This is a genomic window from Streptomyces sp. NPDC030183, assembly GCF_055573455.1.
Window position 1 is genome coordinate 1 of sequence record NZ_JBVIBK010000058.1, and the last position, 12,209, is coordinate 12,209.

General features: G+C 70.8%; 10 protein-coding genes. 2 read left to right on the forward strand and 8 right to left on the reverse strand.

Annotation, left to right across the window (positions count from 1 at the left end; genetic code table 11):
* Positions 1-105: 105 nt before the first annotated feature.
* Positions 106-678, forward strand: a complete 573-nt coding sequence (locus tag ACZ4Z2_RS36850; protein ID WP_468082093.1) for a GNAT family N-acetyltransferase — start codon at positions 106-108, stop codon at positions 676-678.
* Here the strand turns inward: ACZ4Z2_RS36850 and ACZ4Z2_RS36855 are convergent.
* From ACZ4Z2_RS36855 to ACZ4Z2_RS36885, 7 genes are all read right to left on the reverse strand, one after another.
* Complete coding sequence (locus ACZ4Z2_RS36855) at positions 667-2,301, reverse strand: type VI secretion protein (RefSeq protein ID WP_468082094.1); 1,635 nt, start codon at positions 2,299-2,301, stop codon at positions 667-669. The genes ACZ4Z2_RS36850 and ACZ4Z2_RS36855 overlap by 12 nt on opposite strands.
* Before the next feature lie 101 nt (positions 2,302-2,402).
* Positions 2,403-3,833, reverse strand: a complete 1,431-nt coding sequence (locus ACZ4Z2_RS36860) for an ATP-binding protein (protein WP_468082096.1) — start codon at positions 3,831-3,833, stop codon at positions 2,403-2,405.
* Between the two features lie 78 nt (positions 3,834-3,911).
* Entirely contained in the window at positions 3,912-5,468 is a 1,557-nt protein-coding gene (locus ACZ4Z2_RS36865) for an SCO6880 family protein (RefSeq protein ID WP_468082097.1), read from the reverse strand.
* Positions 5,465-6,781 (reverse strand): hypothetical protein, encoded by a 1,317-nt coding sequence (locus ACZ4Z2_RS36870; RefSeq protein WP_468082098.1) that lies wholly within the window; start codon positions 6,779-6,781, stop codon positions 5,465-5,467. Before ACZ4Z2_RS36870 ends, ACZ4Z2_RS36865 begins: the two co-directional genes overlap by 4 nt.
* The gene (locus ACZ4Z2_RS36875; RefSeq protein ID WP_468082099.1) at positions 6,771-7,634 is read right to left on the reverse strand and encodes a DUF8175 domain-containg protein; all 864 of its coding nucleotides are present in this window, start codon (positions 7,632-7,634) and stop codon (positions 6,771-6,773) included. Before ACZ4Z2_RS36875 ends, ACZ4Z2_RS36870 begins: the two co-directional genes overlap by 11 nt.
* Positions 7,635-7,855: 221 nt before the next feature.
* The gene (locus ACZ4Z2_RS36880; protein ID WP_055519934.1) at positions 7,856-8,164 is read right to left on the reverse strand and encodes a hypothetical protein; all 309 of its coding nucleotides are present in this window, start codon (positions 8,162-8,164) and stop codon (positions 7,856-7,858) included.
* Positions 8,165-8,659: 495 nt separating this feature from the next.
* Positions 8,660-10,432 (reverse strand): immunity 49 family protein, encoded by a 1,773-nt coding sequence (locus ACZ4Z2_RS36885; RefSeq protein ID WP_468082101.1) that lies wholly within the window; start codon positions 10,430-10,432, stop codon positions 8,660-8,662.
* Between the two features lie 139 nt (positions 10,433-10,571).
* On the opposite strand from ACZ4Z2_RS36885, the gene ACZ4Z2_RS36890 reads away from it, so the two are divergent.
* A complete protein-coding gene (locus tag ACZ4Z2_RS36890; protein WP_468082103.1) occupies positions 10,572-11,456 on the forward strand; it encodes a S1 RNA-binding domain-containing protein in 885 nt (294 codons plus the stop codon).
* Here the strand turns inward: ACZ4Z2_RS36890 and ACZ4Z2_RS36895 are convergent.
* Complete coding sequence (locus tag ACZ4Z2_RS36895) at positions 11,443-12,021, reverse strand: TetR/AcrR family transcriptional regulator (RefSeq protein WP_468082104.1); 579 nt, start codon at positions 12,019-12,021, stop codon at positions 11,443-11,445. The two genes, ACZ4Z2_RS36890 and ACZ4Z2_RS36895, sit on opposite strands and share 14 nt — an antisense overlap.
* Positions 12,022-12,209: the final 188 nt, after the last annotated feature.

Genomic DNA, 12,209 nt, shown 5'->3' on the forward strand with positions numbered 1-12,209 from the left:
GTACTGCAGGGGGGACCCTGTGGGAGAGTAGGACGCCGCCGAACAATTTTTGAGAAAGCCCCTGCCGGGAAACCGGCGGGGGCTTTCTGCGTTTAGGGTCGTCGTATGAGTGACACGGGTGCGGAGAAATACACGGTTCGCTTCATACGCCCGGAGGAGTGGCCCGCGGTGAAGGAACTGCGGCTTGCCTCGTTGCAGGATCCCATGGCCCCCGTGGCCTTCCTGGATACGTATGAAGAAGCAGTCAGCAAGCCTGATTCGTTTTGGGAAGAGCGGGCCGCCGGCGGTGCCGAGGGGTCGGTCGGCGTGCGGCAGATCGTCGCCGAGAAGGGCGACGGAACATGGGTCGGGTCCGTCACCGTACTGATCGAAGAGGCCGGGTCCACGGACTGGGCCGGGTGGCCGGTGGAGCGGCGGCAAGGCCATCTCGTCGGCGTGTATGTGCGGCCGGAGGAACGGGGCCGAGGGCTGACCGAGCGGCTCTTCGACGCGGCCGTGGAGTGGGCCTGGAGCCGTGACGTGGAACGGGTTCGGTTGATCGTCCACGAGGAGAACCCGCGGGCCCAGGCGTTCTACCGCAAGGTGGGGTTCATACCGAGCGGGCGGACCGTGCCGGTGGCCGGTCACGGCGGGCAGTCCGAGCTGGAGTTCGTGCTCGACCGCGAGCTAGACCGGTAGCTCCGCATGGGGCCAGCGGGCTCGGGCCTGTTCGCGGGAGCGGAGGAGCGCCAGTGTCGGCAGGCCCCGGTCCTTGCCGGTGGCCAGGAGGTCGGGCAACTGGGGCAGGGGGGCCACCGCGGCCACGTCGTCGAGGACGAGGGTGAGTGGTGGGTCGAGGCGGCCGGAGGATGACCGTTCGGCCATGCGCCGGCCGCGCTCGACCACGCTTGAGGCGAGTGCCGTCAACAGCGGCATCGCGGAAGGGTTCGCCTTCGGGTCCTCGATGGGGTCGCCGACCACATAGAGCGTTCCCCCCTCGTGGACGAAGGAATCCAGGACGAGGGAGTCCGCTCGGTTCGGCGTGCAGGATTCCCGGACGTTGACCGTGGAAAGCGCGGAGAGCGCTCGGGCCGTCAGGGCCTGGGCGATGTCCCGGCGTTCGGGGTGGGACGTGAGGGCCGATTCCAGTTCGCCCGCGGAGCCGGCGGCCGCCTTGGGGTTCGTACGGAGGACCCGTACCGCTTCCTGGACGTTGGTGCCCTGGGCCCAGCGGTGCAGGTGGCGGATGGTGCGCGAGTCTATTGCCGCGGCGTGCAGATAGCAGCGGAGGAGCGTCTCCGCCGCGTCCGCCACCGCCTGGTCGATCTTGGCCGTGGGGCGGATCGGGGCCAGCAGGGCCTTGGAACGGGCCGCCGCGGTGGGCTTGTCCTCGCAGCCGGAGATGGGGGACCAGTGGAGGCGGGCCGGGGTGTCGCAGCGGTGTCCGGGGTCGTAGAGGAGGACCGGGCCCAGCTTCGCCCGGCCGTCCTTCGTGTCCGACCAGAGGGCGGCGTCGGAGGTGACGACCAGGACCGGGCCCTCGGCGTCGCGCACCGCCTGGGCGGCGGCGGGGCGGCGGGCCTCGGCTCCGCCGAAGAGCACGGAGGGGGTGGGCACGGCTACCGCCGGGGCGCTGTCGTTCGCCAGGGAGGCCGGTGGGACTTCCGCGTGTGTGGGCAGGGAGAGCGCCGGCGGAGGGGGCGCGGGCTGGGGTACCGGGGTGGGTGACGGGGAGGCGCTCGTCTCGTAGGCGGTGTCCGTTCCGGCGGCCACGGGCTCCCTCTCCGTGCCGGTGCCGGTGCCGGCGGTCGGAGTGAGCGGGAACGAGGGCGGGGTGGCGCCGGTGAGGGGAGTGGTGCCGTTCCTCGGTTCCGGGACCGGCGGTGACGGGATGTGGCTCTGGGGCGGGAGAGGAGTCGGCTGGGCCTCTGCCCGGGCTTGTGCCGTCCTCTCCCTCGCGCGGACGGCTCTCCAGCGGGCCAGGGTGCCCGTGATGAAGACCGTGAGCACGATCAGGATCATCAGCTGGCCGATGAAGAGGCCCCAGAACAGGCCGTAGCCGGAGAGCTGGGCGGCGGGGGTGTCGGGCCAGGCGGTGGGGAGGTCCTGGGGGGCCGAGACCAGGCTCCGTACGGCCATGGGCGTGCGGGTGAAGGTGACGCGGTCCGGCCAGGCGCCGTGGGTGAACAGGGCGGCCAGGCCGGTCGCGGACCAGACGAGCAGGGTCGTGCCGACCAGGAAACCGAGGACGGCGATCAGCAGCCCGTCGGGGATGCCGCCACCGCCTTGCTGGGGGTGCCGGTATCGGTCGTCTGGTCTCATCGCACGCCGCCGTTCACGCCGTCTCCTCCTGCGCCGTTCACGCCCGTTCCCTCGCCGGTACGGCTTGCTCGTCCGCCCGTACCGGCCCGTCCCTCGCCCGCTCAGGCCACCGTGGACTCGGAGGAGCCGTAGCCGTCGATGTCGCTCAGGTGCTCCACGAACGCGGCGGCACGTTCCTCGGCCTCCAGTTCGGCGGCGCGCAGGGCGTCGTCGTCGAGGAGGTGGTCGTCGGAGGACTCGGTCATGGCGCGGTCGGTGAAGACGAGCGGGCGTTCGGTCTCGGTGATCAGGTGTTTGACGACCTGTACGTTGCCGTTGACGTCCCAGACCGCGATGCCCGGGGTGAGGGTGGGGATGATCTCCACCGCCCAGCGGGGGAGGCCCAGGACGCGGCCCGTGGCGCGGGCCTCGTCCGCTTTCTGGGCGTAGATCGTCCTGGTCGACGCCATCTTGAGGATCGCGGCCGCCTCCTTGGCCGCCGCTCCGTCGATGACGTCGGAGAGATGGTGGACGACCGCGACGAACGACAGACCGAGGCGTCGGCCGAACTTCAGCAGGCGCTGGAAGAGCTGGGCGACGAACGGGCTGTTGATGATGTGCCAGGCCTCCTCGACCAGGAAGATGCGCTTCTTCCGGTCGGGGCGGATCCAGGTGTGCTCCAGCCACACGCCGACGATCGCCATGAGGATGGGCATGGCGATGGAGTTGCGGTCGATGTGGGACAGGTCGAAGACGATGAGCGGGGCGTCCAGGTCGATGCCGACCGTCGTCGGGCCGTCGAACATGCCCCGCAGGTCGCCGTCGACCAGGCGGTCCAGGACCAGGGCCACGTCCAGGCCCCAGGCGCGCACGTCGTCTATGGCGACGTTCATCGCCTCCGCGGACTCGGGCTCGGGGTGGCGGAGCTGCTCGACGATGTCGGTGAGGACCGGCTGGCGTTCGACGATGGTCTCGTTGACGTAGGCGTGCGCGACCTTCAGGGCGAAGCCGGAACGCTCGTCCAGGCCGTGGCCCATCGCCACCTCGATGATCGTCCGGAGCAGCGCGAGCTGGCCCGTGGTGGTGATCGACGGGTCGAGGGGGTTGAGGCGGATCCCGTGGTCGAGGGCGGCCGTGGGGTCCAGGCGGATGGGAGTTATACCCAGCTCCTGCGCGATGAGGTTCCACTCGCCGACGCCGTCCTCGCCCTGGGCGTCGAGGACGACGACCTGGCGGTCGCGGAAGCGGAGCTGGCGCAGGACGTACGTCTTCTCCAGGGCCGACTTGCCGTTGCCGGACTCGCCGAGGACGAGCCAGTGCGGGGCGGGCAGCTGCTGGCCGTAGAGCTGGAAGGGGTCGTAGATGTAGCCCTTGCCGGAGTAGACCTCGCGGCCGATGATCACGCCCGAGTCGCCGAGGCCGGGGGCGGCGGTCGGCAGGTAGACCGCCTGGGCCTGGCCGGTGGACGTGCGCACGGGGAGGCGGGTCGTCTCGACCTTGCCGAAGAGGAAGGACGTGAAGGCGTCGGTGAGGACGGACAGCGGGTCCCGCATCAGTGACGTACCTCCTGCCCTGTCGCTGAGCCCGGTGGTGAGCCCTGCCTGTCCGAATGATCCCGCATCGCGGTGGCCCTACCTTCGGATTCCGGTGGCGAACGGGAGGGTGTTGACGAAGGCGCGGTGGTGCTCGCGGTCGCACCACTCCAGCTTCAGGTACGACTTCCCGGCGGAGGCCCTTATGGTCCGCTTGTCGCGGGCGAGGGCCTCCGGGGAACGGGACGAGACGGTGATGTAGCCGACCAGGTTGACGCCGGCGGCACCGCTGGCCAGGTCCTCGCCGCGCTGGTCGAGGCGGGAGTGGGAGGCCACGTCGCGGGGGTCGACCGTGCGGTTCATCTTGGCGGCGCGGGACGCCTCCGCCTCGTCGTTGGTCTTCTCCGTGAGCATGCGTTCGATGGCGACCTCGGTCGGTTCCAGGTCCATGGTGACGGCGACCGTGCGGATGACGTCGGGGGTGTGGACGAGGAGCGGCGCGAGGAAGTTCACGCCGACCGGGGTCATCGGCCACTCCTTCACCCAGGCGGTGGCGTGGCACCAGGGGGCGCGGGTGGAGGACTCGCGGGTCTTGGCCTGGAGGTAGTCGGGTTCCGTCGCGTCCAGTTCGGCCGGCCAGGCGTTGCGCCTGGTCATGGCCTGGATGTGGTCGATCGGGTGGTCCGGGTCGTACATGGAGTGGATGAGGGAGGCGAGGCGGCCCTGGCCGAGGGGCTGCCGGACGCGGATGTCGGCCTCCTGGAGGCGCGAGCAGATGTCCGTCAGCTCACGGGCCATGACGACGGCGAGGCCGGCGTCCTTGTCGAGCTTCCTGCCCTGGGGGCGGGCGGCGCGGGCCATGGCGTGCGCCTCGGCGGCCAGTTCGCGGGTGTAGTGCATGCAGGCGACCAGGTACGCGCGGTGCTGCTCGCTGCTGGTGGACACCATGGACTGCAGCTGGTCGTACGACGCCCGCAGCCAGCCGGGGGAGCGTTCGTCGCCGCGCTGGGCGACGTCCTTGGCGTGGGCGTCCGGGTCGGCGGGCAGGGTGCGCGCGAGCATCTGGAGGCGGGTGACGAAGCCGTCGCCGTTGGCCACGTGCTTGAGGAGGGTGCCGAAGCGGTCGACGAGGGCTTCCTGGTCCTCGGAGTCGCGCAGGCCGACGCCGGGGCCCTCGATCTCGATGGCGGCGGTGACGGTTCTGCGGTCGGCGTGGAGCAGGACGGCGATCTCGTCCGGGCCGAAGGGGGCGGCGAGCCAGGTGATGCGGCCGATGCCCGGCGGGGGGCCGACCTCGACCTCGCGGCCGTCGAGGCTGGTGCCGGCCTCCATGGCGGCGGAGCGGTAGGTGGCGCCGCGGCGGACGGTCCGCTTGTAGCTGCGGTTGATCTCGAACCACTTGTAGAAGGTGCGCCGCTTGTACGGGACGTAGACCGCGGCGAGCGCCAGCAGCGGGAAGCCGGTCAGCAGGGCGATGCGTGGGACGAGCACCGGGACGAGGAGACCGCACATCATGCCGAGGAACGCGCCCGCGATGATGAGCGCGATCTCGCCGGACTCGCGGTTCCGGCCGATGATCGCGTTCGGCCGGGCGCGGCCGATCAGATATGTACGGCGGGGCGTGACCGGATGGGACAAGTGGGACTCGGTCGTCAACGCCCTTCACCTCCCGTGCGGTTGCTGTTGCGGGTGTTACTGGCGTGGGGGGTGTTGGTGGGGCTCGTGCGGGGCGGGGGTGCGGCGGAGGGGACAGATCCGCCGCCGCCCGCGCGTGAGCTGTGGGCGGCCACGCCGCCGGAGACGGGGTTGGCGGGCCTGGGGCCGCCTCCGCCTCCGCCGCCGTTGTTGTCGGCCCGGGTGCTGTGGGTCTTGATGCCCTGGGCGACGAGGGTGGCGGGGGAGCTGATGACGGCGGCGGCCTTGCTTTCGGCGCCGCCCATCAGGCGGTTGTTGCGGGAGTTGGCGATCTCGTCGCCGAAGCCGGGGACGAAGCGGTAGATCATCGCGGAGGCGAAGATGGCCAGGAGGATGATCGCGAGGCCGGAGACGACGGCGGAGAAGGCGTCGGGGCCGTCGGCGGAGGAGAGGGCGCCGGCGAGGCCGAGGACGATCACGATCACGGGTTTGATGAGGATGACCGCGATCATGATGCCGGCCCAGCGGCGGACGTGGCCCCACAGGTTCTTGTCGACCAGGCCGGCGTAGACGACGGTGCCGAGGAGGGCGCCGACGTAGAGCAGGGCGGCGCGGATGACGAGCTCCAGCCAGAGGACGCCGGCGGCGAGGATGGAGACGAGGGAGACGACGATGAGCATGATGGGCCCGCCGCCGATGTCCTCGCCCTTCTTGAGGGCGCCGGAGAAGTTGCCGAAGAAGGTGTCGGTCTGGTCGCCGGTGGCCTTGGCGAGGACCTCGGTCACTCCGTCGGTGGCCGAGACGATCGTGTAGAGGATCAGGGGGGTGAAGGCGGAGGCCAGGACGGTGAGCCAGAGGAAGCCGACGGCTTCGGACAGGGCCGTGGTGAGGGGGACGCCTCGTACGGCCCGCTTGGCGACCGCGAGCAGCCACAGGATGAGCGTGAGGATCGTGGACGCGGCGAAGACGACCGCGTACTGCTGGAGGAACTTCGGGTTCGTGAAGTCGACGTTCGCGGTGTCGTTGACGGCCGCGGAGAGCTTGTCGATGGTCCAGGAGGCGGCGTCGGCGCAGCCTTGGGCGAGGGAGGAGAGGGGGTCGAGGGTGGAGGTGATCTTGTCGGGGACGGTACTGGTGTCGCCCTTGTCGCCGGATTCTCGTTCGCAGTAGTCCTTGGCGGGGCCGACGATGAGGTCGCACCGGTCGTCCGAGCCGGAGGGGGACGGAGAAGGACTCGGGTCCGCCGTCGCTTTGGTGGCCAGCAGGATGGCCGCGGTTTGTACGGCTGTCACAGTTGCAGCGAGCTTGAGTACGCGGTGTTGCCTACCGGGCATAGGTGAACCCTCCGTACTCCTCGACGGCCTTCGAGATCTCGTCGGACGCCGAGACCTTGTTGTCACCGTTGACCGGCGCGGGGCCTTCCTTCTGTGCGAAGGTGTCAACCTTCCAGTCCCCGTCGGTCCAGCGCATCTGGAGCGTCATCGTGAACCAGTCGCTGGTGACCGGGCTGGTGGTGTCCTCCGCTGCCATGCCGAACACGCCGGTGCACCAGACGTCGACGGTCGCGGTGCTGTTCGAGTAGCTCGTGGTCTTGGTGCCGACCGGCATGGTCCGTGACACGTACGTGCTGCCGGACGGCGCGTTGCCGTTCTCGTCGAGGCCGACGTTCGAGAGGAAGTTCTTGTCGTAGGCCTTGTTGAGGCTGTTCTCGAGTTCGGCTGCCTTGTCGGCGACGAAGACCTGCTGGACGATCTCGGTGCGCCGGGCCGGCTTGAGGATGTCGGCGGAGACGAGGACCACGGCGTAGTTGGCGGCCGCCGATTCGGCGCCCTGCCGGTCGTGGGCGAAGCCGGAGGGGATACCGCCGGCCTTCGTGGTGACCGGGCGTTCGCCCGAGGCTGCTGTGGGGGGCGTCTCTGCCTTGTCTCCGGTTGATGTGCCGTTCGTCGTGTCGTCGTCTCCTCGGTTCGCGAAGGCGATCGCGGCGATGAGGAGGACGATGACGCCGACGATGGTGACGAGGCTTCTGGAGGAGGAACGGGGGCGGCGGGGGGCGCCGCCGTAGGGGTCGCCGCCGCGGTCGGGGAGGCGGGTGCGGGTCTGGCCGGTGCCGGCGTACCCCCCGTATGACGTGTCGTCGGCGCCGCGCGAGGACTCGCCGTAGCCGTGGTCGTCGCCGAGACTCATGCCGCGTTCGCCCCTTCAACATCGACATCGTCGCCGTACGTGGACGCGTACGAAAACGCGTGGCAATACGACGGTAGCCGCGCTGGTTCCCGCGCGGGCGCGGTGTGGTGACTCGACATCAGGGAGACGCAACCTCAGCCGGTGGGCACGACGGACGGGTGGGTTAGGGGGGAACCGGGGAGCGGGGCGTGCCCGGCCGGGACGTGGCCGGTTCGCGGCGCCTACACGGCCATGCCGTACACGATGGTGAAGAGCGTGCCCAGTGAACCGATGATGAAGACGCCGGTGAGACCGGCGATGATGAGCCCCTTGCCCTGTTCGGCGCTGAACGTGTCGCGCAGGGCGGTCGCGCCGATGCGCTGTTTGGCCGCGCCCCAGATGGCGATGCCCAGGCAGAGGAGGATGGCGACCGCCATCACGACCTCGATCATCACGCGCGCCTCGTTGCCCAGGCTGCCGAAGGGCCCCCAGTCCGGGGCGATTCCGCCGATGATGGTGGTGATGTCGCCCTTGTCGGCCGCAATGAACATGTAAGTCACCGCCCCTAGTGGGTAGTTCCGCTGGCTCTGCATCGCGTCCGGTTCGGCGTCCGCGCTGCACCTCTGGCGCGGGTGCGCAGAGGTCGGGCCCATTCTCGCCGACAATGACGCTGTCGTATGTCGACTTGGCGTCATTGATTGGCGGGTTTCGTACGTATCCCTTGCTTCCGGCCCGCGCGGGACCCTAACGGGGGACGCGGAACGGTACACGAAGGGTCGTATAGTCACTCTGTGTATCACGGCAGGTTACGCCGGGCAACGAGGATGAACCGGAACCTGTGGTGTGGTTCCGTCGTTAATCCCCCTTTTCCGGGTGGTTCGGCCTGGTGGGGCCGGTGGTGGTGAAGTAGCCGGTCCGCTCCCGCTTCTGACGGGGTGTCGATCCGGTGTTCGCCGGGTTTCGAGTGTGCCTGATGTGGACGTAAGGGGTACGGCTGGGGCAGCCGGAAGTGCGGGGGATCACGATCGTCCCGTGGTCGTCACGGTTCAGAAGGGGCGGGCCGCTTTCAGCAGGCGGGGCGGGAGGTAGGGGGTGGTGACGGGGGTGGTCCAGCCTCGGCGGTGGGCGTGGCAGGTCAGGGCCAGGATGTCGAGGTTGAGGGCGGCGTCGGTGGTGTCGGCGCGGTCGGCCACCTGGTGGTGGTCGCGGTGGGCCTCCAGCGCGTCCAGCAGGGCCAGGTTGAAGCTTTCCTCGTCGCCCTCGACCAGTTGGGAGAAGAGGATCGCGGGGGGTGGGAAGAAGCCCCAGTCCTTGGCCTTCTCGTGGTCGTGCAGGGCCCGTTCCGTGACGGGCTCGGGGTCCTCGCCCCGGAGGTAGGTGAGCAGGGCCTCGCGGTACGAGGCGAACGCGGAGTCGTCCTGCGCGAGGCACGCGGGACCGGCGAGGACCAGCGGGGCCAGGTGCTCGCGCACGCCGGTGACCAGGGCCAGGTTGACGGCGGTGTGCCAGGCGCCCGGTCCGGCCTGGTCCCCGTGGTACGCCGGGTAGACGAGGCGCTGTCCGTCGATGGTCACCTCGACGTCCGTGCCGGGAGCGGCGAGCGTGGTGCGGAAGAGGGCGGCTCCCATCTCGGCGGCGAGGCGCAGGTTGGCGAGCTGCCCGTCCGTGACGTCGGCGGAGTGCGAGGCGCGGGCCTTGAGGAGGATCTCCTGGTAGCCGATGCCCCACGCCAGCCTCGCCGGTGACAGGGGCTTGCCGTCGACCGCCGTGAAGGCTTCCCGGGTGTACTGCTCGTAGTCGGCCTCGCTGGTCGGGTGGATCGGCTGCGGGTTCCCCGGGCGTTCGAACACCACCGGGCCCGCCGCGAGTTCGTCGACCGCGTCGCGGCGTCGGTCGCGGCCGAACCCCCGCACCCGGGGACCGGGCGCCGCGAAGCCGGTGACCAGGGCGTACGGCAGGTAGTCGGTGTCGAGGGGCGGTGGCCAGCCCTCCCTGCGGTGGGCCAGGGCCGTCAGGGCGAGGGGGAGCAGCGGCAGCAGGGTGGCCGGGCTGGTGACCGGGCCGGACAGGGAGCTGTACGGCTGGAGCAGTTCGGTCAGCTGGGCGCTGAAGGCGGCCCGGTCGCCGCTGGTCAGGGCGCGCAGGGCGTGCAGGGCCGTGGTGTGGGGGTGGCGGAGGAGGTCCTGGGCGCCGCCGGTCATGTGGTCCAGCGAGTGGATCCGGGCGTACGCGGCGTCGAGCGCGGCGAGGACGGCCGCCCGGGAGGGCGGGTGGCCGGCGGTGTCGTCCCCGGTGTCACCGATGACGTACGCCATGAAGCCGTTGATCAGTTCGACCGAGGGCAGGCCCGCTCCGCCCTCCTGGGCGGCCTCGCGGGCGAAGTGGAATGCCTCGCCGTGCCATTCGGCCTTGTCGGAGAGGACGGCCAGACAGAAGGAGTCGAGCCAGCGGGGCGGGGTGGCCGGGGGCGGTGGTTCGGGGTGGCCCGGCTCGGGCTCGTAGTCCCTGCCGAAGTTCACGTAGTCGAGGAAGACCTGGAAGCGGTGGTGCGGGTGGTACACGGTGTACGCGACCGCGCCTGCCGCCGCCTCGGTGGCGTCGTCGAGGACCGCCTTGGCCTCGGGGACGCGCAGGTCGGGGGTCTGGACGGAGAGGGCGGCCAGGTACTCCACGAGCCGGTCCGAGATCCACCACCACTCGTGGGCCGTCATGGCGCCGGCCCTCGACATCGACCAGACCTCACCGACGATCCGGTTGTGGAAGTCCTCGCGAACCGCGGATATCGCCGCCGCGTCGACCTGGTGGCGTTCTCTGCGCACTGCTGTCCCGCTCCCCATGGAAGTGATCTTGTTCGCCAGCCTAGGTGGTACCGCCCGGCTTGAGGGAGGCTCGGCCGGTGGGGTACGGACCCGAGGACGGCCCCAGGGAGCGGTTTCGGCCACCGGGGAGGACGCAGGCGTGGAGGACGGTGAGCGGGGGGACGTGCGGGCGTTTCTCGTCGGGGTGCGGGTCGGTGACGTGCTCGGCGGGGTCGTCGCGGAGGTGACGTCCCGCGGGGCGGCCGTGGTGCTGGACGGGTTCCCGTGGCGTCCGCTGGGGGTCGTGGGGGCGCTGGATCTGACGTGGGGGGCGCGGGCGGAGGCCGAGCCGGTGGTGGGGCGGCGGGTCACCGGTGAGGTCATCGGGGTCGATCCGGGCCGGGGCGAGGTGCGGATGTCGGCGGCGGCCACCCGGCACCCGCGGCTGTGGCGGTTTCTGAAAGGGCTTCAGGCCGGGCAGGTGCTCACCGGCACCGTCGCCTCGATCGAGAGCTTCGGTGTGTTCGTGGCGCTGGACGAGGGGCCGGGGCACCCGATCCATCCCGGCGTCGGGTTCGTCACCTTCCCCGACCTCTCCTGGCGGTACTTCGAGGACCCCGCGGACGTCGTGCGGGTCGGGGAGCGGGTGTCCGGCGCCTTCCTGGTGTTCGACACCACCAACGGCGAGGCGCGGCTGTCCCTGCGGGCGCTGCTGCCGGACCCGTTCCAGGAGTTCGCCGACGCGGTGGCGGTGGGGCAGGTCCTGCGGGGGCGGGTCACCAGGTCGGTCCCCTTCGGGGTGTTCGTCGAGGTCGCCGACGGCATCCACGGGCTCGTCCGGTCGTCGCCCGGGCGCGCGGCGGAGCCCTCGGTGGCTGCCGAGGGCTCGGTGGAGGCGGGGGACGAGGTGGCGGTGGCCTTCGTCGAGGTCGACCGGGAGCGGCGGACGCTGCTGCTGTCCCGGGTGCCGGCGCCGGGGGAGGCGGGGGAGGCGGGGGAGGCGGGGGTCCCGGGCGGGCCGGGGCGCCCGCCTACTCGGCGGTGACGACGCGTTCGACGGCGGCCGTCACCAGCTGCTCCCGCTCGGCCTCCGAGAAGACGTCGGGGAGGGTGAGCTGTTCGACGATCAGCCAGTTCAGGGTGAGTATCAGGAGTTTGACGGCCGTGGCGTCGCCGGGGAGGCCGGACGCCTCGTGGTAGGCGACGTTGGCGTCGACGTCGGCGCGGACGCGTTCGGTGAGGACCTTGCGGAGCTCGGGACGGCGGGTGGCTTCCAGGCGGAGTTCGAGGAGCGCGAGGTAACCGGTGCGGAAGGCGGCGACCCGGCCGACGAGTTCGCGCATCAGCCGCACGTACGTCTCCCGGTCGCGGCCGGCGGCCCGCTGGCGGGAGATGGTGGCCTCGTCGGGCTGGAGGCGCTCGTAGACGCGGGCGCCCGCCTGGGTGAGGAGGTCGTCGCGGTTGGCGAAGTAGTTGGACGCGGTGCCGCCCGGGACGGCGGCCTCGGCGTCCACCGCACGGAAGGTGAGGCCGCGGGCGCCCTCCCTGGCCAGTACCTCGATCGCCGCGTCGACGAGGGCGGCGCGGCGCTGGTCGTTCCGTCTCACCATGGACACCACTCCGGTCTCGTCACTGCGTTCTCGTCACCGCATTCGTCACTTCATGCGTAGTACTACGTGCGGGGCACTTCAGGCAGAGTACTGCGGGGGGTGCCTCTATGTCCTTCGTCAAGCGAGTCGAGGGCTCCTCGGCTCGTAGAAGGTTCCGTCGCGGAGCATGGCGAACAGGACGCTGATGC